Origin of the sequence: Pantoea sp. GABEPS69, from assembly GCF_045780835.1 — a bacterium.
GTDB lineage: Bacteria > Pseudomonadota > Gammaproteobacteria > Enterobacterales > Enterobacteriaceae > Pantoea > Pantoea septica.
Map to the genome: position 1 here is coordinate 1,471,109 of NZ_CP118618.1, position 20,799 is coordinate 1,491,907.

Here is a 20,799-nt window from a genome sequence, read left to right on the forward strand (position 1 = left end):
GCGAGACACCTATGAGCAATATCAAAGCAACGGCTACTCCAACGGCTGAACATTCGTCGTTCTTCGGCAATCTGCGGCATAAGCTGCCTAAAGATACCGGCATCTTTATCGTGATGGTCGGCATCGCGCTGATCTTCGAAATCGCCGGCTGGTATGTGCGCGACCAGTCGTTTCTGATGAACACCAACCGACTGATTCTGATCCTGTTGCAGGTGGCGATTATCGGCGTGATCGCGGTCGGGGTAACGCAGGTGATCATCACCACCGGCATCGACCTCTCGTCGGGTTCAGTGATCGCGCTGACCGCCGTGGTCGCGGCCAGCCTGGCGCAAACCTCCGACAGCCTTTCGCCGATGTTTCCTGCGCTGGTCGATATGCCTGCCGTGGTGCCTATCGGTGCCGGGATCGGCGTGGGTCTGCTCTGCGGCCTGGTCAACGGCGTACTCATTACCCGCACCGGCATTCCGCCTTTCATCGCCACGCTGGGCATGATGGTGTCGGCGCGCGGTCTGGCGCAGTACTACACGCAGGGCAACCCGATCAGCTTTCTCTCCGACGGTTTTACCTCTATCGGGCAGGGCGCGATGCCGGTAATTATCTTCCTGGTGGTGGCGCTGGTGTTTCATATCGCCCTGAAGCATACCCGCTACGGCAAATACGTTTACGCCATCGGCGGCAACATGACGTCGGCCAAAGTCTCCGGCATCAACGTGAATAAATACCTGGTGATCGTTTATACCATCGCTGGGGCGCTCTCCGGGCTGGCGGGCGTGGTGCTGGCGGCGCGCGTCAGCAGCGGCCAGTCAAGCATGGGGATGTCCTATGAGCTGGACGCCATCGCCGCGGCGGTGATTGGCGGCAGCAGCCTGATGGGCGGCGTCGGGCGCATTACCGGCACCCTGATTGGCGCGGTGATCCTGGGGCTGATCAAAAGCGGCTTTACCTTCGTCGGCGTCGACGCCTACGTTCAGGACATTATCAAAGGCATGATTATCGTGGCCGCGGTGGCGATCGATATGCACCGCAACCGCAAAAAACGCTGATTTTTCCAGCTGCTGGCCTGCTCGCGCCTGAAAAGCCGGGCAGGCCTTTTGTCCTGCTTTGAATAAGTTTTCCTGCTGGATACCGCGCGTTTTTCCGCTTCCCGTCGCGTTATCGCGTCTGTTCCGCTTCGGGTCATCACTTTTATGCACGTCTGGCTCGCACAGGCTGCACCAGCGGAGTGCAGTCGCGCTTGCCTTTTTCGCTACCTCGCCATTCTCGCTGCTTATTAACTCTTATTGGGTAATCAGAAAGGCTTATTTTTCGGGTTGTTAGGATTTTTCTGCAGTAGCCTGGCAGCGCTTTGAGAAAAAGTGGCCTGCTAATTGCAATTTGTTCCTTACCAGGCCAGCAGGCCACAAGAACAGATGTTATTGGCATTCGGGGAATGTGACGGAGGCAAGATGAACTTAAGACGACTGAAATACTTTGTGAAAATCGTCGATATTGGCAGTTTGACGCAGGCGGCTGAAGTGCTGCACATCGCGCAACCTGCGCTCAGTCAACAGGTCGCCACGCTGGAGAACGAGCTGGATCAACAGCTGCTGATTCGCACCAAGCGCGGCGTGACGCCGACCGAAGCCGGTAAAATTCTCTATGCACATGCGCGTACGATTTTGCGGCAGTGCGAACAGGCGCAGACGGCGGTAATCAACGCCGGGCAGGTGCTGAGCGGTCAGGTCTCCATCGGCATGGCGCCGGGCACGGCGGCCTCTTCGCTGACCATGCCGCTGCTGCAAACGGTGCGCGAGCAGCATCCGGAAATTCTGGTTTATCTGCATGAAAACAGCGGCAGTACGCTTAATGAAAAGGTGATGAACGGCCAGCTTGATATGGCGGTGCTTTACGACCGCGCGCCGACGGCGGGCATCACCAGTCTGCCGCTGATGAAAGAGGAGCTTTATCTGGTCGGCGCCACTGACTGCCCCGGCGGATCGGTAGATTTAGCCGAGGTGGCGCAGATGAGCCTGTTTTTGCCGCGCGACTACAGCGCGGTGCGCAAGCGGGTTGATGAAGCCTTTTCGCTGCGTCGTCTTAGCGCACGCATTATCGGCGAGATCGAATCGCTGTCAATGCTGACCGCCGCCGTCGCCAGCGGTATGGGCGTCACGGTGCTGCCGGAGTCCGCCGCGCGTGCGCTGGTCGGCTCAACCCAGGCCTGGATGGCGCGCATCAACAGTCCGGCGCTTAATCTGCCGCTGTCGCTGAACGTGTCCGCGCGTCTGCCGCTCTCGCCGTCCGCGCAGGCGGTAAAGGATATTTTGCTGTCGCTGCTGAATAAGCCGATGGCGGAAGAGCGGGCGCTGCTGCTGGTAAGTTAAGACTGTCAGGCGGTCCTGCGGGACCGCTTTTGCGCCTTCAGGCAGGGTATCGAAGAGTGGCTGGCCTGTTTATATGGCAGCCCACCGCCTTAATAGGTTGCTCGCTCATTCCACGAGTCGGTGAACAGAATATTCCCGTCGCAATGCTTCCAGGTAATTTTCTCATAGCGTAACAAAATCGTTTCAAGGTGCGTGCCCGTCTGCGCGCCGGGATAGAGGTCTGGCGTAATAGAGGTCAGCTTTACCCCTTCGAGGATAATATTGAAATATTCTTGCTCTATACCCGCTTCATTAATCTGGTACATTTTAATCGTCGCGGACCTGAGCGTTTTACCGGTGCTTAACGCCCGAAAGAGCAGCGGCGTCACGCGATCAAATTCTTTCTGAAACATAATAGGCATATGGACGCGCGTTCCCGTTAATCTGCCGGTGTTGCCATCCACAGGAATATTGACGTTGTGGGTAAATGATTTTAGCTCGATCGCCCCTTCACGGCCTGACACAAGCGACGGCCCCATTATCGGCGAGCCATTTTCATCTGTTAACCACAGGTAAGCTGGATTAGACATAAAATTCCCTTTTAAAGTGATTACTTATCGTATTTATCAAACCTGGCTGTAAACTTCGGCAACAGAATGATAAGCACAATGACTGAGATTATCGTTAATAGCAGCCAGTATGTCGGAAAAAACTTCAGGTAAAATAAACCAAATCCGATTAGGCTGACCAGAATGAGTCCTTCATTAAAAATGAGCGACAGGAAAGTTTTAAACATGATATTTGCTCTTGATAGCTTTGTAAACTTCATCGAAGTTACGATAGCGTTCCATCTGCACGTTTTTTATAACTTCAGATAAGACAGGTTCAATAAAGTAATAGAGCATTTCTAATTCCGCGCTATAAAGTATTAAATAGTATTTTTCATCCATATATTTCAGCCTGCGGGCTGCAAGAGCACATTTCTGATCTGTTCCAAATACCTGGAATAACCAAACAACGTTAGGCACACGTGCAGCTAGCCTTTCAACAACTGAACGCGATACAACTTCAGACATGGAAAGCGCCTCAGATAGCGCGACAGCCAGGCTTAAACGGGTTGCTTTTCCTGCCGGCATTCTGGCAATGCTTCCTGCAAGATTTGAATTAACAGAACGCGCCATATCATCCTCGTTGCCATTATCTATATCCTCAATAACCTTTTTGAAATACAGATAAAGCATATGGCCAATTACGTCCCGATATCGGTAAAGAGAGCGAATAGAGCAGAGCATTCTCTTGTCTTCGGAATACAATTGCTTGCATACATCGTGATATGCCGGAATCAGGCACGACGCATACTAGCTTGCCCGCTCCACGCCAGAGTAAATATCAGAGCCTATTCCCTTCATTGCCTTCCAGGTTGAGGTCACGCCCTGCTGCGCATAAAGCGCCAGCAGCCTGTCGCTTTGCAACTTCATCTTTAAGACATCTGCAGCCTGCATAAAGTATCCCTACTATTTGTGGTGTTATCAGGGTATGCGCTGAAGCGTTTCGTCTTCAAGCCGCTTTAGCAGTCGCGCTCTCGTTTTGTGACCCCGTTAGCGCTAAAGCGTAAGAAAGGCTCTCCCACAGTGCGCATACCCGCTGCCTTATATTCCCCCTGCGCATAAGCACAAAGTTTTTATTATTTGTTGATATCAATAAACCTTCTTACCATCGGAGGTAACAATTTCGTAAAGGGAGGTAAATACCGTGAATTTCCAGCAACTTAAAATCATCCGTGAGGCGGCGCGCTGCGAGTTCAATCTGACGGAAGTGGCAAACACGCTATTTACCTCGCAGTCAGGCGTCAGCCGTCATATCCGCGATCTGGAAGATGAACTGGGCGTGGAGATTTTTATTCGCCGCGGCAAGCGCCTGCTGGGCATGACGGAACCGGGCAAAGCGCTGTTGACCATCGCCGAACGCATCCTCGACGAGGCAGGAAAAGTACGCCGGCTGGCGGACGTTTTTACCAACGAAACCAGCGGCATCCTGACGATCGCCACCACGCACACCCAGGCGCGCTACAGCCTGCCGCGCGTTATCAAGGCGTTTCGCCAGCTCTATCCCAACGTGCGGCTCGAGCTTAACCAGGGCTCGCCGCAGGAGATCGTCGCCATGCTGCTGGCAGGCGAAGCGGACGTCGGCATCGCCAGCGAACTGCTGGTGAACAACCCCAGCCTCGCGGCCTTTCCCTGGTTCAGCTGGCATCATGCGCTGCTGGTGCCGAGCGATCACGAGCTGGTGCAGCAGCAGCCGGTCTCGCTCAGCACCCTGAGCCGCTACCCGCTGATTACCTATCGCCAGGGCATCACCGGACGCTCGCGCGTCGACCGCGCCTTCCAGAGCGCGGGCCTGAAGCCGGATATCGTGCTGAGCGCGCAGGATTCAGACGTGGTGAAAACCTATGTCGAACTGGGATTAGGCGTCGGCATCCTTGCCGATCAGGCGTGCGAAATTCAGCCGGAAGAGGCGCTGGTGCGTATCGACGCGCATCATCTGTTTGACGCCAATACCGTCTGGCTCGGTCTGAAGCGCGGGCAACTGCAGCGCAACTACGTCTGGCAGTTTATGGAGCTGTGCAACGCCAACCTGTCGCTGGAGGAGATCAAACGGCAGGCGCTCTCCTATCAAAGCGAAGAAGAGCCGGCGATCGACTTTCAGATTTAATCCGGCAGCGACTCGACGATGGCCAGCTGCAGGCCATCCCAGCCTTTGCTGCCGACGGTTTGCAGCGCGGTGGCCGTCAGGTGCGGATTCTCGCCGATATCGCGCAGATACTGCCGTAGCCCCTGCACGTTTTCATCCGTGGACTGCGAGTCGACGATCCGCCCGCTGCGCACCACGTTATCGCCGATAATCACGCTGCCGACGCGCGCCAGCTTAAGTGCCCAGCGCAGGTAGTGCGGATTATTGCGCTTATCGGCATCGATAAAGATCATATCGAACGGTCCCTGCAGCGTCGGCAAACTCTCCAGCGCCGGCCCGACCAGCAGCTCGACTTTATCTGTCACGCCCGCTTCGGCGAAATTCTCGCGCGCCACCTGCGCATGCTGCGGCGAAAACTCCAGCGTGACGATTTTGCCGTTCTCCGGCAGCGCACGCGCCAGCCACAGCGTGCTGTAGCCGCCCAGCGTGCCGATCTCCAGAATACGCGAGGCGTTCATCATGCGCGCCAGCAGATAGAGCAGCTTGCCCTGGTTGGCCGCGACGTCAATCGGCGGCAGGCCGGCGGCCGCGTTGCGCGCCAGCGCCGACGAGAGCGCCGCATCCGGTTTCACCAGCGTCTGAATAAAGTAGTCATCGACCGCTCGCCACATATGATCGCTCATGGTTATCTCCTTGTTTAAAAACTGAGCATAGCAGCCGCGCGGCATAAAATTTTCTTTCCGCGCGCAAAACTCGCCGTTTAAGGTTTCTGCTCGGCGAGAAAAACATCCTGCGCTGAGGCGACGCGATAGAGTGGAAGAAAACCGATTAAACAGGGGAGTAAGATGTCGCGTCTTCAACTAAAGGATTCCGATCTGCTGCGCCAGCAGGCACTATTCGGCGGCCGCTGGCAGGATGCACACAACGGCGAAACCCTGCCGGTGGTCGATCCCGCCACCCGTGAAACCCTGGCGACCATTCCGGCGCTGGGCCGTGCGGAGACCGAAGCCGCCATCGCCTGCGCCGACGCGGCGCGCCTCGCCTGGGGCAAGACCCCCAACGCCAGCCGCGCCACGCTGCTGGAGAAGTGGCATCAGCTGATCCTCGACAACGCCGACGACCTGGCGACCATCATGACCGCCGAGCAGGGCAAGCCGCTGGCGGAAGCGAAGGGCGAAGTGCTGTACGGCGCCAGTTTCGTCAAATGGTTCGCCGAAGAGGCGCGCCGCATCTACGGCGACACCATTCCTGCGCCGAGCGAGGATCGCCGCATCCTGGTGCTGAAGCAGCCGGTCGGCGTGGCGGCGGCCATCACGCCGTGGAACTTTCCCATCGCCATGATCACCCGCAAAGTCGCGCCTGCGCTGGCGGCAGGCTGTCCGATTATCGTGAAGCCGTCGGAGCTGACGCCGCTGTCGGCGCTGGCGCTGGCGGTGCTGGCGGAGCGCGCGGGCTTTCCGGCCGGCGTGCTGCAGGTGGTGACCGGCCTGCCGACGGAGATTGGCGCGGCGCTGACCAGCAGCCGTCTGGTGCGCAAGATCTCCTTTACCGGCTCGACGCGCATCGGCCAGCTGCTGATGCAGCAGAGCGCCGACAGCGTTAAACGTCTGAGCCTCGAGCTGGGCGGCAACGCGCCGTTTATCGTCTTTGACGACGCCGATATCGATATCGCGGTGGCGGGAGTGATGGTCAGCAAATTCCGCAACGCCGGACAAACCTGCGTCTGCGCCAACCGTATTCTGGTGCAGCGCGGCATCTATCCCCGCTTCGCGGCGAAGCTGCTCGAGGCGGTCGCTACGCTCAAGGTGGGCGACGGCTTTGCGCCCGGCAGCACCATCGGCCCGCTGATCAACGACCGCGCGGTAGAGAAAGTTAACGGCCACATCGAGGATGCGCTGGGCCAGGGCGCGGAGCTGCTGACCGGCGGCGCCAGCCACGGCAACGGCACATACGTACAGCCGACGGTGCTCGGCAGGGTCACGACCCAGATGCGTATCGCCCATGAAGAGACGTTCGGGCCGGTGGCACCGCTGTTTATCTTCGACGAGGAAGAGGAGGCGATCGCGATGGCCAACGATACGCCCTATGGCCTGGGCGCCTATTTCTTTACGGAAAATATTCGCCGCGCATGGCGCGTCGCCGAATCGCTGGAATTTGGCATGGTCGGCTTTAATACCGGCGCCATCTCATTAGAGGTCGCACCGTTCGGCGGCGTAAAATTATCGGGAATAGGTCGGGAAGGATCGCGCTATGGCATTGAAGAATATCTGGAGCAGAAAGCGTTCCATATTGGCAGCCTGAATTAATTTTTCCTTCTTATATAATTCCCCTAATGCAAGCGTTTGTCGCACCCGCGGCAAACGCTTTTTTATTTTGTGCGCTATGTCGTGTTTTTATCTTCACTGGCCATTTTAGTGCAAGTTTCATGCGCGATGCACCACGGCAATGCATGAAATTTGTGAGCTAAATCATCTGTTTATTGGTTCGGCAATTACGCAAAATTTCCGCTTTCAATACGGCAGAAAATTTTTTTGCGCAGTTTTAAACGCATTTTTATTTTTTAGCTGGCTGGCATACTTTCTGCATTACCTTTTGTCATGAGCTTATTCGCGCTGAATATAAGCCCTGCCAGCGCGCTAATTCCATAATGGTTGACGGGTGTAACAAATAAGGATTTATCCATGTTAAGTTTCGACCCTGAAAAAGTTTTGCTTCCTGTCGGCCACTATATTGACGGCCATCACATTCAGACCCAGGGTGCGGCGTTCGCGGTAAAACGCCCGTCGGACGGCAAAGTCTACGCCACGCTGCATGAGGCTGACGCTGCCGATGTCGATCGCGCGGTGCAGGCGGCGCATCAGGCGCTGAAAACCAGCGGCTGGTCGGGCTGCGCGCCGCGCGAACGCGGCCGGGTGCTGCGCCGCTGGGCCGATCTTATCGAGCAGGACAGCCTGCTGGCGCAGCTGGAGGCGCTTGGCTCCACGCGTCCCATCGGCGACGTGGCGCAGCATGAAATTCCGTTTACCGCCGAAGCGATCCGCTTCTACGCCGAGTGCGCCGACAAGTACAGCGGCGATCTCTTCCCGACCCGCGACAGCAGCCTCGGCATGCTGATAGCGGAGCCGTACGGCGTGGTCGGCGCCATTACGCCGTGGAATTTCCCGCTGTCGATGGCGTCGTGGAAGTGCGGCCCGGCGCTGGCGGCGGGCAATGCGGTGGTGCTCAAACCCTCTGAACTGACGCCGTTTTCAACGGTGCGCATGGCGGAGCTGGCGGTGCAGGCCGGTTTGCCTGCTGGCGTGCTCAACATCGTGCAGGGCAGCGGCGCGGTAACCGGCCACGCGCTGGTGACCCATCCGCTGGTACGCAAAGTCTCCTTTACCGGCTCGACCCTGACCGGCGCGCGCATCATGAGCGACGTGGCGCAGCACGGCATGAAGCCGGTAACGCTGGAGCTGGGCGGCAAAAGCCCGCAGCTGGTGTTTGACGACGCGGGCGACATCGAGGTGCTGGCGCAGCGCATCCTGCGCGGCTTTACCGCTAACGGCGGCCAGGCGTGCGTCGCCGGCACCCGCCTTATCGTGCAGCGCGCCATCGCCGCGCCGCTGCTCGATCGCCTCGCCGCGCTGTGCCGCAGCGTGCGGCCCGGCGCGACCTGGCACGGCGACAGCCGCTACGCGCCGCTGATCGACGAACGGCAGGGGCAAAAAGTCGCGTCGGTGATCGCCGCCGCGAAAGCGCAGGGCGCGGAAGTGCTGGTCGGCGGCGAGCGTTTCGCCGACACCGAGGAGGGCTGGTTCTGGCAGCCGACGCTGCTGTGCGGCGTGGCGCAGGATAACCCGGCGGTGCAGCAGGAGATCTTCGGCCCGGTGCTGACGGTGCAGACCTTCGACGAGGAAGAAGAGGGGCTGCGGCTGGCGGCGCATGAGATTTACGGGCTGTGCGCGGGCGTGCATACCCTGAGCCTGCCGCGCGCTATGCGGGCGATACGCGCCATCGAGGCGGGCACCGTATGGGTCAACCGCTACGGCCGCTCCGGCGATTTCATCATTCCCACCGGCGGCTTTCTCGGCTCCGGCATCGGCAAAGATTTGGGGCGGCAGGCGTTTCAGGCCTGCCAGCGCCAGAAAAGCGTACTCATCGATTTTTAACCTTTCCTGATCAAGACGAGGTCGCGTCATGGCACTGTTTAAACCGAAATTCATCACCTTTGACTGTTACGGCACGCTGATTAACTTCGACATGGCGGGCGCGGCGGCGCGCTGTTTTAGCGAGCGCGTGGCGGCAGAGGAGATGCAGGCCTTCACTACCGATTTCTCCCGCTACCGCATGGATGAAGTGCTGGGCGCCTGGAAGCCTTACTACGACGTGGTGAGCAACGCGATACAGCGCACCTGTAAAAAGTGGGGCGTCGCGTGGGACAAGGCGGACAGCGACTTTATCTACACCGACTGCGCCACCTGGGGCCCGCATCCCGACGTGCCGGCCGGACTGGCGAAGCTGGCGACCGAATTCCCGCTGGTGCTGCTCAGCAACTCGATGAAGGATCTGCTGCCGCACCATATTCCGCGACTGGGCGCGCCGATCCACCTGGCGATTACCGCCGAAGAAGTGGGTGCCTACAAACCGCAGATGAAAGGCTTCGAATATATGTTGCAGAAGCTCGACTGCCGGCCGGAGGAGATCCTGCACGTCTCCTCCAGCTTCCGCTACGACCTGATGACGGCGCACGATCTCGGCATCACCCATAAAGCCTGGGTTAATCGCGGCCATGAACCGGCCAACCCTTACTACGGCTATACCGAAATCCCTGACATCGGCGGATTGCCTGCCCTGGTCGGACTCTGAGGATCGCGCTATGAAACTCGAATCGTTCTGGCAGGCCACCGCACCGACGTTTCACGGCGCGGCGGAAGGTTCGCTGCCGTCGCGCGCCGACGTGGTGGTGATCGGCGGCGGCTTTACCGGCGTCTCAGCGGCGCTGAGCCTGGCGCGCAGCGGCCTCGACGTAGTGCTGCTGGAGGGCGGCGAGGTGATGAGTCAGGCCTCGGCGCGCAACGGCGGCCACTGCAATACCGGCGTGGCGCAGAACTTCGCCTCGCTGGTGGCGAGCCAGGGCATCGAGAAAGCCACGCGCTTCTACCGCGCCTACGACGACGCGGTGAGCTACGTCGAACAGCTGGTGCGCGACGAACAGATCGACTGCGATTTCCGCCTGTGCGGCAAGCTCAAGCTCGCCAGCAAGGCGTCCCATTTCGCCGGGCTGCGCGAGGCCTGGGAATTAATGCGCCGCACCGTGGACCCCGATATCGAGCTGATCGGCAAAGAGGAGATCCACCGCGAAGTCGGCAGCGACGCCTTTCACGGCGGCCTGCTGCAAAAGCGCGGCGGCCAGATGCATATGGGCAAATTCGGCATCGGGCTGGCGGAAGCGGCGGCGCGCAGCGGGGCGAAAATCTTCCCGCACCACGCGGTGACCGGCTTGTCGCGCCTTGACGGCTACCGCCACCGGGTGCAGACCGCCAGAGGCGAGATCATTGCCGATAAAGTGCTGATGGCCACCGGCTGCTCCAACGTCGGACCGTTTCGCTGGTTCCAGCGCCGCATCGTGCCGGTGGGCAGCTTTATCGTGGTCACGGCGCCGCTGGGCGACGCGCTGATCCGCCAGGTGCTGCCGCAGGATCGCACCTATGTTACCTCGCTCAATCTCGGCAACTACTTCCGCACCACCGCCGACCGTCGGCTGGTGTTCGGCGGTCGCGCGCGCTTCGCGGTCAGCAATCCTACCTCCGATTCGCGCAGCGGCGAAATTTTGCAGGCGACGCTGGCCAGCCTCTTTCCGCCGCTGGCGCAGGCGGGCATCGACTACTGCTGGGGCGGCATGGTGGATATGTCCGCCGATCGGCTGCCGCACGCGGGCGAACATGACGGCGTCTTTTACTCCATGGGCTACAGCGGACACGGCACCCAGATGTCGGTGTGGATGGGCGCGGTGATGGCGGATCTGATCGCCGAAAAAAGCAACCGCAACCCCTGGCAGCGCGACGCCTGGCCTGCGCTGCCCGGTTATCACGGCAAACCGTGGTTTTTGCCGCTGGCCGGACTCTATTACAAAGCCAAAGATCGTTTCTCTTGATGCTTGCATTCCAGGTGAACTTAAACGCTTATTGAGGGTACGCAGATGAGTCAAAATGATAATAACGCGCTGACGCGCATGCTGACCGAAGGCACGCTGTCGCGCCGCGGCCTGATGAAAATGCTCTCCGCCGGCGCGGTGATGAGCAGCGGCATTATCGGTTTTCCGCAGCTGGGCTTCGCCGCCGAAACGCCGGTGAAAGGCGGCAAAATTCGCGCCGCCATGTCCAACGCCTCCGCCACCGATACCCTTGATCCCGCCAAAGCCAACAACAGCGGCGACTATACCCGCCAGTGTATGTTCTACAACGGCCTGACCGAACTGGATAAAGATCTCAAAGCGCTGCCGGCGCTGGCAGCGTCGCTCGACTCCGCCGACGGCGTCACCTGGCAGATCAAGCTGCGCAGCGGCGTGACCTTCCACGACGGCAAGCCGCTGACCGCGAAAGATGTGGTCTACTCGCTTAGCCGACACAAAGACGCGGCGGTCGCCTCGAACGCCTTTAAAATTGCCGAGCAGTTTAAGGCTATCAGCGTCGTTAACGACAACGAAGTGCAGCTGGTGCTGAGCCAGGCGAACTTCGATCTGCCCTATATCCTCGCCGCGCCGCCGTTTTTGATCGTGCAGGACGGCACCAGAGACTTTACTAAGGGCATCGGCACCGGGCCTTACGTCTGCAAGGAGTTTACCCCGGGCGTGCGCTCGGTCGGCACGAAAAACCCTAACTACTTTAAGCCAGGCCTGCCGCATCTCGACGAGGTAGAGCTGCTGGGCGTCACCGACCAGGCGGCGCGCGTCAACGCGCTGATGTCGGGCGACCTGCATATCGTCTCGACCCTGAGCGCCAACGACTGCAAGCGCATTAAGGCGACCAGCGACTTCGGCGTGCTGGAGAGCAAATCGGGCATGTACACCAACCTGATCGTGCGCACCGATATCAAGCCCGGCAGCAACGAAGATTTCGTGCTGGCGCTGAAATATCTGCAGCCGCGCGAGATGCTGGTGAAAACCGTGCTGCAGGGCTACGGCGACGTCAGTAACGATACGCCGGTGCCGCCGTGGCATCCGCTTTACAACGCCGAGCTGAAGCCGCGTCCGCTTGATGTGGAGAAGGCGAAATTCCACATCGAAAAGGCGGGCATGAAGGGCGCAACGGTGGAGATCGTCACCACGCCTAACATCGAAGGCGCGGTAGAAGGCGGCCAGCTGATCCAGCAGGTGGCGCGCAACGCCGGCATCAACATCAAGGTGCGCCGTGTGCCCTATGACGGCTACTGGTCGACGCACTGGACCAAAGATCCGGTGGGCTACGGCTCTATCAACCCGCGTCCCACGCTCGATATGCTCTTCTCGCAGTTCTATCTCTCCGGCGCGCCCAACAACGAGTCGGGCTGGAAGAACGCGCAGTTCGACCAGCTGGTGGTGGCGGCGCGCGGCGAACGGGATCAGGCGAAGCGCAAACAGATGTACGGCGATATGCAGAAGCTGATCTACGACCACTGCGGCACCATTATCCCGACTTTTATCAGCTCCACCGACGGCTACAGCAAAAAGGTGAAGGGCGTCGAAGCCTGGCCATCCGGCATGATGATGGGCTATCGCTTTCACGAATTCGCCTGGCTGTCCGCTTAACCCTCTCGACACTGGAGAACGCCGATGAACCGATACATGCTGTTCCTGATCGCCCGGCGCACCGGCGCCGGCATCCTGACGTTGCTGATCGTCTCGGCGGTGGTGTTCTTTATCACCAGCCTGCTGCCGGGCGACGCGGCGCAGATGATCCTTGGGCAAAACGCCACGCCGGAGACGGTGGCGGCGCTGCGCGCCCAGCTCGGGCTGGATCAGCCGCTGCTGCTGCGCTACTTCAGCTGGCTGGGCGGCATGCTGCAGGGCGACTTCGGCACCTCGTTCGCCAGCCACCTGCCGGTGATGCAGCTGGTGGCGCAGCGCATTCCCGCCACCTTTGAGCTGGCGGCGATCACCACGCTGATCTGCGTGCCGCTGGCGCTGCTGATCGGCATAACGGCAGCGATGACGCGCGGCTCGCTGCTGGATCGCGTGCTGGTGATCGGCACCATGGCGACGGTGGCGGTGCCGGAGTTTCTGGTGGCGACGGTGGCGGTGCTGATCTTCGCCGTGAAGCTGCACTGGGTGTCGGCCATGTCCTTCGGCTCGCCCAATATGGATCTGGTCAGCTATCTGAAAGCCTACGCGCTGCCGGTGCTGACGCTCTGCTGCGTGCTGGTGGCGCAGATGGCGCGCATGACGCGCGCCGCCATTATCAACCAGCTCGACAGCCCCTATCTGGAGATGGCGCTGCTGAAAGGCGTTTCGCCGCTGCGCGCCGTGCTGCGCCACGCCTTGCCTAACGCGGTCGGCCCTATCGCCAACGCCATTTCGCTCAGCCTCTCCTATCTGTTCGGCGGCGTCATCATTATCGAAACCATCTTCAGCTATCCCGGCCTCGCCAGCCAGCTGGTGGATGCGGTCAGCAACCGCGACCTGCCGGTGGTGCAGTTCTGCGTAATGCTGTTCGCCGGCTGCTATCTGCTGCTGCTGCTGCTGGCCGACGTGCTGACCATCGCCTTCAACCCGAAATGGAGAAGCGCATGAATACTTTACTTCCCGTTCGTTTCTTTCAGTCGCTGTCGATCTCCGGGCGGCTCGGCCTGACGGTATCCATCTTCTGGCTGCTGATGGCGCTGTTCGGCAACCAGCTGGCGCCGCACAACGTCGAAGATATCGGCGGCGGCCCGCTGTTCGGCGGCTTTACCGCCGACAACTGGCTCGGCACCGACGCGCTGGGGCGCGATATTCTCAGCCGCATTCTCTACGGCGCGAAGTTCTCTATCGGCCTGGCGCTGGGCGCGGCGATCGGCGCCAGCCTGATCGGCACGCTGCTGGCGCTGCTGGCGGCGGTGACCGGCCGCTGGCTGGAGGAGATCCTCGGCCGCGTCAACGACGCCATGCTGGTGCTGCCGGGCAAGGTGCTGTCGCTGATGATCGTGGCGGTTTTCGGCTCGTCGCTGCCGATGCTGCTGCTTACCGCCATCTTCACCTACTGGCCGGGCGCGTTCCGCATCGCCTTCGCCATGGCGGGCAGCCTGCGCAATATGGACTACGTGCGTGCCTCGCGGCTGCGCGGCGAAAGCCGCTGGTACGTCGCCATTCACGATATTCTGCCCAATATGGTGCATCCGATGCTGGCGGATTTCGGACTGCGCTTCGTCTATATCGTGCTGCTGCTGAGCGGCCTGAGCTTTCTCGGCCTCGGCGTCCAGCCGCCCTATGCCGACTGGGGCACCCTGGTGCGCGAAAACATTCAGGGGCTGTTTGATGGCTCGCCGGCGGTGCTGATGCCTGCGCTGGCCATCGCCAGCCTGACCATCGGCGCCAACCTGTTTATCGATAGCCTGCAACAGATGCGTCCGCTGACGCTGGCGAAGGAGGGCGTATGAACGTGATGCCGCATACCGCAATGCCGGTGATCTCGGTGGAAAAGCTGCGCGTCACGGCGCAGAGCGACAGGGGCGACCCGATCGACCTGGTGTCGGATATCCGTTTTACCGTGCAGAAAGGGGAAGTGCTCGCCCTGATCGGCGAATCGGGATCGGGAAAAACCACCATCGCCATGGCGCTGATGGGCTATGCCCGTCCCGGCTGCCGCATCGCCGAGGGCAATATTCATGTGGCGGGCGTCGACGTCAACAGCCTGAGCCCGCAGCAGCTGCGCGCGTTTCGCGGCAACAAAGTCGCCTATATCGCCCAGAGCGCGGCGGCCTCGTTTAATCCCGGCATGAAGATCATCGATCAGGTGATTGAACCGGTGGTGATCCACGGCACCATGACGCGCAAAGCGGCGAAAGCCAAAGCGGTGGCGCTGTTCCGCGAGCTGGCGCTGCCCAATCCCGACACCATCGGCGACCGCTGGCCGCATCAGGTCTCCGGCGGGCAGCTGCAGCGTCTGATGACCGCGATGGCGCTGATCGGCGATCCCGACGTGGTGATCCTCGACGAGCCGACCACCGCGCTTGACGTCACTACGCAGGTGGAAGTGCTGAAGGCCTTTCGTCGCGTGGTGGCGCAGCGCGGCGTCACCGCCATCTACGTCAGTCACGATCTGGCGGTGGTGGCGCAGATGGCGGACCGCATTCTGGTGTTGCTGCGCGGCCAGATCGCCGAATACGGCACCACCGAACGGCTGATCGGCGCGCCGCAGGCGGACTACACGCGGCTGCTGATGGACGCGGCGCGTCAGCAAGAGCGCCCCAGCCCGTGGCGCGCGGAGAGCGGCGAGCGGCAGCCGCTGCTGGAGGTGCGCGACCTCAGCGCCGGCTACGGCCCGCGCGGCAGCGACGGCCAGCCGAAGATCCGCATCCTCGAAGATATCAATCTCCAGCTGTGGAAAGGGCAGGCGATCGGCATTATCGGCGAGTCAGGCTCGGGTAAAACCACCCTGGCGCACGCCATCGCCGGGCTCAACGCCCCCTGTCACGGTCATATGCTGTTTAACGGCCACTATATCGCCGGCGATATGCACAAGCGGCCTGACAACGAGCTGCGCCGCATTCAGTATGTGTTTCAGATGGCGGACACCGCGCTCAATCCGGCGCACAGCGTCGAGCGCATCCTGTCGCGGCCGCTGGCGCTGTTTCACGGCCTGCGCGGCCAGGCGCTGACTCAGCGCCTGCATCAGCTGCTCGATCTGGTGAAGCTGCCGCGCAGCGTGCTCTGGCGGCGGCCCTGGGCGCTCTCCGGCGGTCAGAAGCAGCGCGTTAATCTGGCGCGCGCGCTGGCGGCGGAGCCGGATCTGATCCTGTGCGACGAAGTGACCTCGGCGCTCGACACCGTGGTCGCGGCGGCGGTGCTGGATCTTATCAGCGAGCTGCGGCGCGAGCTGGGCCTGTCGGTGCTGTTTATCAGCCACGATATGCACGCGGTGCGGGCGGTGTGCGACAACATCGTGGTGATGAAGTCGGGACGCATCGTCACCCAACTGGCGCGGGAAGATTACGACAAGCCCACCAGCGAGCTCTATTTCGAGCGCCTGAAGCGCGCGGTGCCGGAGCTGCGGCAGGGGTGGCTGGATGAGCACGAAGAGATTTTAAAAGCGGAATAGGGCTATCTTGCTTGCCATATTGTTCCCGGGCAGTGCGCGCCATTCTCACGTACTTGAGTACGCTCCGGTGGCTGTGCGCTGGCCGTGAACAATCTGGCTGCGCAGATAACGCTCTGACATGGTAGCTTTTCACTGCAAAAAAAGAGGTATCAACGCTATGCCCGCTCCACTCCGCTATGTACAGGACAGCGTCGACTTCCCCGACGCCGTCGACGTGGTGATTATCGGTGCCGGTATCGCCGGTGCCGCCGCGGCCTGGGAACTGACCAAAAAAGGGCTGACGGTGGCGCTGCTGGAAAAAGGCCTGGTCGGGGCCGAACAGTCGAGCCGCAACTGGGGCTGGTGCCGCCAGCAGAACCGAGACGAGCGCGAGCTGCCGCTGATCATCTACGCGCTCCAGCGCTGGGGCGAACTGGGCGAAGAGACCGGCGAAGAGCTGGGCTTCCGCCGCAGCGGCCTGATCTACGCGACGCGCAGCGAGGCGGATATCGCCGCATGGGAGCGCTGGAACCGCATGGCGAAAAATTATGATGTGCAGAGCGAGATCCTGACGGCGGATCGGGCGAAAGCGATGACGCCCGGCAGCACCACGCGCTGGCTCGGCGGCGTCTCATCGCCGACCGACGGCCATGCCGAACCCCGCCTGGCCGCACCGGGCCTGGCGATTGCCGCCCAGCGGCTCGGCGCGCGGGTGTTCCAGCAGTGCGCGGTACGCGGGCTGGACATTGCCGCCGGTCGCGTCAGCGGCGTCTGGACCGAGCGCGGCCTGATCAAAACCAGCCGCGTGATCTGCGCCGCAGGCGCATGGACCTCAATGTTCTGCCGCCGCCACGGCATCGACCTGCCGCTCGGCAACGTTATCGGCACCGCGTTTCGCACCCAGCCCATCGCGCAGGCGATTGCGATGCCGCTCTATACGCCAGGCTTCGCCTGCCGTCCGCAGCTCGACGGCAGCTATACCGTTTCCGTATCCGGGCGCGGCCGCCTGGAGCCGGGCGCGCAGGGCATCCGCTATGCGCGCCACTTCTATCCTGTTTTTAAGAGCCGCCGTAAAAATCTGCGCCTGAACATGAGACTTAAACCCTTTTTCCACGGCCCGGAAGCGCTCGGCGGCTGGGCCTTCGATCGCGAATCGCCGTTTGAGCGCGCGCGCATTCTCGATCCCGCTGCCGACGCGGCGACCGTGCAGGCGGGGCTGGACGCGATGCGCAACGAATACCCGGCGCTGGCGGGTCTTAAGCTGGCGCAGGCCTGGGGCGGCATGATCGACAGCACGCCCGACGCCATTCCGGTCATCTCCACCGTGGCGCAGCTGCCGGGCCTGGTGCTGTCGGCCGGCTACAGCGCGCACGGCTTCGGCATCGGGCCGGGCGCGGGACGGCTCGCCGCCGATCTCGCCGCCAGCGACGCGCCGATTGTCGACCCTACACCTTATCGCTACAGCCGTCTGGTTGACGGCAGCGCACTTGAAACGCCTGGCATGATGTAAGGAGCAACGCATGACCACTACTTTTCGCGCCATGAAGGCGCACGATATCGAATCCTGCTACGCCATGACGCAGCAGCTGAAGTGGCCGCATCGCCGCGAAGACTGGCAGCAGGCGCTGGCGCTAGGCGAAGGCGTGGTAATTGAAGAGCAGGGCAAGCTGCTCGGCAGCGCCATCCTCTGGCGCTGGGGCGAACGCGCCGCCACCATCGGGCTGGTGATCGTGGATGGCCAGCAGCAGGGGCGCGGGTTGGGCAAGCAGCTGATGCTGACCCTGCTGGAAAAAGTGCCCGACTATAACGTGCGGCTGCACGCCACCGAGATGGGCAAAGGGCTGTATGAAAAGCTCGGCTTTGTGACGACCGGGCTGATTCTCCAGCACCAGACGCGTGCGCTGGAGGCGGTGCCGCCCGTGGCTATCCCGACGGGATTAACGCTGCGCCGCGCGCAGGCGCAGGATGCGTCTTCCCTCACCGCCCTCGACCAGCAGGCGCACGGCATGCTGCGTCCGCAGCTGATCGATCACCTGATTAACCAGCATCAGACGGTGCTGCTGGAAGACGTGCAGGGCGACATCCGCGGTTTCGCCAGCCTGCGCCGCTTCGGCCACGGCTGGGCGATTGGGCCGGTTATCGCGTCGGATTTCCCGACAGCGCAGGCGCTGGTCGCCTCGCTGATGCAGGGCCTGCGCGGCGAATTTGTCCGTATCGACACCGACGCCGCGCTGCCGCTGGCCCCCTGGCTCGCCACGCTCGGCCTGGCGCAGGTAGATAACCCCACCACCATGGTGCGCGGCACGCCCTGGGCGCCGCCAGCGAGCGGCATGCAGGCGTTCGGCCTGATGACCCAGGCGATGGCCTGATGCATATCCTCTATAAATCGGATCCCCAGCGCGGCGCGCTGTGGCAGCAGTGGCTGGCGCAGCACGCGCCCGATATTCAGCTGCATCTCTGGCCCGACATCGGCGACCCGCTGGAGGTGGAGATGCTGATCGCCTGGCAGCCGCCGGAGAGGCTGCTGGAAACCTTTCCTGGCCTGAAAGCGCTGCTGTCGGTAGGCGCGGGCGCGGATCAGTTCGATCTCGCCGCCTTGCCGCCCGACCTGCCGGTGGTGCGCATGATCGAGCCGGGACTGACGCAGGGCATGGTGGAGTACGTGACCTTTGCGGTGCTCGGCATCCATCGCGACATGCCGCGCTACCTGCAACAGCAGCGCGAAGCGCGCTGGCAGGCGCACAGCGTTACGCCCGCCGCCGCGCGACGGGTCGGCGTCATGGGGCTGGGCGAGCTGGGCCAGGCGGCGCTACGCCAGCTGGTCTCGCTCGGTTTCGACTGCGCAGGCTGGAGCCGGACGTCGCGCCAGCTCGACGGCGTGCAGTGCTTTCACGGCGCGGCGCAGCTGGGCGACTTTCTGGCGCGCTGCGACATACTGGTCTGCTTGCTGCCGTTAACGGCGGAGACGCGCGGCCTGCTTAACCGCAATCTGTTTGCGCAGCTGCCGCCCGGCGCGGCGCTGGTGCAGGCGGGACGCGGCGCACAGCTTAATCATGCCGATCTGCTGTCGGCGCTCGACAGCGGCCGACTCGGCGCGGCGGTGATCGACGTCACCGATCCCGAACCGCTGCCGCCGTCGCATCCTTTCTGGCGTCATCCCGCCATCTGGCTGACGCCGCACATCGCCAGCCAGACGCAAAACGAGAGCGCCGTCGCCGCGCTGCTGGAGAACCTGCGTCGCTATCAGCGCGGCGAGCCGATGATCGGCCTTATCGACCGCGCGCGAGGTTACTGATGGACATTGACTCTCTTATCGCGCTGCGACGCGATCTGCACGCCCACCCGGAACTCGGCTATCAGGAGAGGCGCACCAGCGATATCGTGGCGCGCTTTCTGCAGCAGCTCGGACTGGAGGTCTATCGCGATATCGGCCAAACCGGCGTGGTCGGCGTGCTGAAGCGCGGCGACAGTCCGCGCGTTATCGGCCTGCGCGCCGATATGGACGCGCTGCCGATGCAGGATCAGGGCGACGCGCCCTGGAAAAGCAGGACGGAAAACGTCTGTCACGCCTGCGGCCACGACGGCCATACCGTGATGCTGCTCGGCGCGGCGCAGCAGCTGGCCGCAGCCGAGGATCTCGACGGCACCCTCTGCTTTATCTTTCAGCCGGCGGAAGAGGGGCTGGCGGGCGCGAAGGCGATGATCGACGACGGCTTGTTCAGCCGCTTTCCCTGCGAGACGGTCTATGTGCTGCACAACTGGCCGGAGTTGCCGCTCGGCGAGGTGCAGACCCGGCCCGGCGCCATTATGGCGGCGGCGGATCGCTTCGATATTACGGTCAAAGGCGGTGGCGGCCATGCCGCGCAGCCGCATCTGACGCGCGACACGCTGCTGGCGGCCAGCGAGCTGGTGGTGCAGCTCAATACGCTGGTGGCGCGCGCCATCGATCCCTGCGAGGCGGCGCTGCTGAGCGTGACGCGCATACAGGGCGGCTTTTCGCACAATATGATCCCGGCGGAGGCGTCGATCACCGGCACGGTGCGCACCTTTAGCCCGACGGCGCAGGATACGCTTGAAGCGCGGCTGCGCGAGATGGCGCGGCACGTCACCGCCGCGCACGGGCTGCAGGCGGAGGTCAGCTATCTGCGTTACTACCCGGCCACGGTAAATAGCGAGGCGGAGGTGAATCTCGCCTTAGCGGCGCTCAGCGAGGCGGGTTTCAGCGCCGGCGTCGCGCGGCAGCCCGCGCTTACCTCGGAGGATTTCGCCTTTATGCTGCAGGTGAAACCCGGCGCCTATCTCTGGATCGGCTCCGCGCCTTCGCGGCCGCTGCACCACTCCGCCTACGACTTCAACGACGCGCTGATCCCTTACGGCGTACGCGCCTGGACGGCACTCGCCCGACGCGCGCTGCGTTAAGAAATTTCCCTGCTGAAAGGGCACGCATTTTAACAGGATATGCCGCAGCACTACCCATAACGGCAGCATGCGAAACCAGTGGGTTGCGATACTTGAGCCAACCGAACGTTACG

At 61.8% G+C, this 20,799-nt stretch carries 18 protein-coding genes and 1 pseudogene; 15 read left to right on the forward strand and 4 right to left on the reverse strand.

Translation table 11 applies throughout. From position 1 onward, the window contains the following. Positions 1-20: 20 nt before the first annotated feature. Entirely contained in the window at positions 21-1,043 is a 1,023-nt protein-coding gene (locus PVE98_RS06985) for an ABC transporter permease (protein WP_187143682.1), read from the forward strand. Positions 1,044-1,445: 402 nt separating this feature from the next. Then, the gene (gene nac, locus PVE98_RS06990; RefSeq protein WP_033749973.1) at positions 1,446-2,363 is read left to right on the forward strand and encodes a nitrogen assimilation transcriptional regulator NAC; all 918 of its coding nucleotides are present in this window, start codon (positions 1,446-1,448) and stop codon (positions 2,361-2,363) included. A gap of 89 nt (positions 2,364-2,452) precedes the next feature. Here nac and PVE98_RS06995 read toward each other — a convergent pair whose 3' ends face one another. The 3 genes from PVE98_RS06995 to PVE98_RS07005 all read right to left on the reverse strand — a co-directional run bounded on the left by PVE98_RS06995 (position 2,453) and on the right by PVE98_RS07005 (position 3,844). Continuing rightward, positions 2,453-2,932 carry a type VI secretion system tube protein TssD gene (locus PVE98_RS06995; protein ID WP_096073424.1) on the reverse strand — a complete coding sequence of 160 codons (480 nt, stop codon included), beginning with the start codon at positions 2,930-2,932 and terminating at the stop codon, positions 2,453-2,455. A gap of 198 nt (positions 2,933-3,130) precedes the next feature. Continuing rightward, positions 3,131-3,583 (reverse strand): hypothetical protein, encoded by a 453-nt coding sequence (locus PVE98_RS07000; protein WP_227741488.1) that lies wholly within the window; start codon positions 3,581-3,583, stop codon positions 3,131-3,133. Positions 3,584-3,700: 117 nt separating this feature from the next. Next, positions 3,701-3,844, reverse strand: coding sequence for a hypothetical protein (locus tag PVE98_RS07005; RefSeq protein ID WP_227741487.1), 144 nt, complete (start codon positions 3,842-3,844; stop codon positions 3,701-3,703). A 250-nt stretch (positions 3,845-4,094) separates the two neighbouring features. Between PVE98_RS07005 and cbl the strand changes: the two genes are divergently transcribed. Then, positions 4,095-5,054 carry an HTH-type transcriptional regulator Cbl gene (cbl, locus tag PVE98_RS07010; protein WP_033749969.1) on the forward strand — a complete coding sequence of 320 codons (960 nt, stop codon included), beginning with the start codon at positions 4,095-4,097 and terminating at the stop codon, positions 5,052-5,054. Here the strand turns inward: cbl and PVE98_RS07015 are convergent. Then, entirely contained in the window at positions 5,051-5,716 is a 666-nt protein-coding gene (locus PVE98_RS07015; RefSeq protein WP_096073423.1) for an O-methyltransferase, read from the reverse strand. The genes cbl and PVE98_RS07015 overlap by 4 nt on opposite strands. Before the next feature lie 162 nt (positions 5,717-5,878). Between PVE98_RS07015 and PVE98_RS07020 the strand changes: the two genes are divergently transcribed. The 12 genes and pseudogenes from PVE98_RS07020 (at position 5,879) to PVE98_RS07075 (ending at position 20,702) form a co-directional block, all read left to right on the forward strand. Continuing rightward, entirely contained in the window at positions 5,879-7,339 is a 1,461-nt protein-coding gene (locus PVE98_RS07020; RefSeq protein WP_033749965.1) for an NAD-dependent succinate-semialdehyde dehydrogenase, read from the forward strand. A 375-nt stretch (positions 7,340-7,714) separates the two neighbouring features. Further along, the gene (locus tag PVE98_RS07025; protein ID WP_033749961.1) at positions 7,715-9,184 is read left to right on the forward strand and encodes an aldehyde dehydrogenase; all 1,470 of its coding nucleotides are present in this window, start codon (positions 7,715-7,717) and stop codon (positions 9,182-9,184) included. Positions 9,185-9,212: 28 nt separating this feature from the next. Continuing rightward, positions 9,213-9,881 (forward strand): haloacid dehalogenase type II, encoded by a 669-nt coding sequence (locus PVE98_RS07030; protein WP_033749958.1) that lies wholly within the window; start codon positions 9,213-9,215, stop codon positions 9,879-9,881. A 10-nt stretch (positions 9,882-9,891) separates the two neighbouring features. Further along, entirely contained in the window at positions 9,892-11,169 is a 1,278-nt protein-coding gene (locus PVE98_RS07035) for an FAD-binding oxidoreductase (protein ID WP_096073421.1), read from the forward strand. A 45-nt stretch (positions 11,170-11,214) separates the two neighbouring features. Continuing rightward, the gene (locus tag PVE98_RS07040; RefSeq protein ID WP_096073420.1) at positions 11,215-12,801 is read left to right on the forward strand and encodes an ABC transporter substrate-binding protein; all 1,587 of its coding nucleotides are present in this window, start codon (positions 11,215-11,217) and stop codon (positions 12,799-12,801) included. A gap of 24 nt (positions 12,802-12,825) precedes the next feature. Then, complete coding sequence (locus PVE98_RS07045) at positions 12,826-13,782, forward strand: ABC transporter permease (protein ID WP_033749949.1); 957 nt, start codon at positions 12,826-12,828, stop codon at positions 13,780-13,782. Then, positions 13,779-14,627 (forward strand): ABC transporter permease, encoded by an 849-nt coding sequence (locus PVE98_RS07050; RefSeq protein WP_033749946.1) that lies wholly within the window; start codon positions 13,779-13,781, stop codon positions 14,625-14,627. The genes PVE98_RS07045 and PVE98_RS07050 overlap by 4 nt, the downstream gene beginning before the upstream one ends. After that, on the forward strand, positions 14,624-16,288 hold the full coding sequence (locus PVE98_RS07055; protein WP_033749943.1) for an ABC transporter ATP-binding protein: 1,665 nt from the start codon (positions 14,624-14,626) through the stop codon (positions 16,286-16,288). Before PVE98_RS07050 ends, PVE98_RS07055 begins: the two co-directional genes overlap by 4 nt. Positions 16,289-16,445: 157 nt before the next feature. Then, complete coding sequence (locus PVE98_RS07060; RefSeq protein ID WP_096073418.1) at positions 16,446-17,777, forward strand: FAD-binding oxidoreductase; 1,332 nt, start codon at positions 16,446-16,448, stop codon at positions 17,775-17,777. A 10-nt stretch (positions 17,778-17,787) separates the two neighbouring features. After that, positions 17,788-18,636 carry a GNAT family N-acetyltransferase gene (locus PVE98_RS07065; protein ID WP_096073417.1) on the forward strand — a complete coding sequence of 283 codons (849 nt, stop codon included), beginning with the start codon at positions 17,788-17,790 and terminating at the stop codon, positions 18,634-18,636. Then, positions 18,636-19,562: a glyoxylate/hydroxypyruvate reductase A gene (locus tag PVE98_RS07070; RefSeq protein WP_033749937.1), complete on the forward strand. Its 927-nt coding sequence runs from the start codon at positions 18,636-18,638 to the stop codon at positions 19,560-19,562. Before PVE98_RS07065 ends, PVE98_RS07070 begins: the two co-directional genes overlap by 1 nt. A gap of 5 nt (positions 19,563-19,567) precedes the next feature. Then, positions 19,568-20,702 (forward strand): annotated as a pseudogene (locus PVE98_RS07075) (M20 aminoacylase family protein). The last annotated feature ends 97 nt before the right edge of the window (positions 20,703-20,799 follow it).

Coding starts and splice junctions, on each gene's coding strand:
- PVE98_RS07055 (WP_033749943.1), top strand. CDS start 14,624: ATGAACGTGATGCCGCATACCGCAATGCCGGTGATCTCGGTGGAAAAG.
- PVE98_RS07060 (WP_096073418.1), top strand. CDS start 16,446: ATGCCCGCTCCACTCCGCTATGTACAGGACAGCGTCGACTTCCCCGAC.
- PVE98_RS07000 (WP_227741488.1), bottom strand. CDS start 3,583: ATGCTTTATCTGTATTTCAAAAAGGTTATTGAGGATATAGATAATGGC.
- PVE98_RS07070 (WP_033749937.1), top strand. CDS start 18,636: ATGCATATCCTCTATAAATCGGATCCCCAGCGCGGCGCGCTGTGGCAG.
- PVE98_RS06995 (WP_096073424.1), bottom strand. CDS start 2,932: ATGTCTAATCCAGCTTACCTGTGGTTAACAGATGAAAATGGCTCGCCG.
- PVE98_RS07050 (WP_033749946.1), top strand. CDS start 13,779: ATGAATACTTTACTTCCCGTTCGTTTCTTTCAGTCGCTGTCGATCTCC.
- PVE98_RS07030 (WP_033749958.1), top strand. CDS start 9,213: ATGGCACTGTTTAAACCGAAATTCATCACCTTTGACTGTTACGGCACG.
- PVE98_RS07045 (WP_033749949.1), top strand. CDS start 12,826: ATGAACCGATACATGCTGTTCCTGATCGCCCGGCGCACCGGCGCCGGC.
- PVE98_RS07040 (WP_096073420.1), top strand. CDS start 11,215: ATGAGTCAAAATGATAATAACGCGCTGACGCGCATGCTGACCGAAGGC.
- nac (WP_033749973.1), top strand. CDS start 1,446: ATGAACTTAAGACGACTGAAATACTTTGTGAAAATCGTCGATATTGGC.
- PVE98_RS07005 (WP_227741487.1), bottom strand. CDS start 3,844: ATGCAGGCTGCAGATGTCTTAAAGATGAAGTTGCAAAGCGACAGGCTG.
- PVE98_RS07035 (WP_096073421.1), top strand. CDS start 9,892: ATGAAACTCGAATCGTTCTGGCAGGCCACCGCACCGACGTTTCACGGC.
- PVE98_RS07065 (WP_096073417.1), top strand. CDS start 17,788: ATGACCACTACTTTTCGCGCCATGAAGGCGCACGATATCGAATCCTGC.
- PVE98_RS07020 (WP_033749965.1), top strand. CDS start 5,879: ATGTCGCGTCTTCAACTAAAGGATTCCGATCTGCTGCGCCAGCAGGCA.
- PVE98_RS07025 (WP_033749961.1), top strand. CDS start 7,715: ATGTTAAGTTTCGACCCTGAAAAAGTTTTGCTTCCTGTCGGCCACTAT.
- PVE98_RS07015 (WP_096073423.1), bottom strand. CDS start 5,716: ATGAGCGATCATATGTGGCGAGCGGTCGATGACTACTTTATTCAGACG.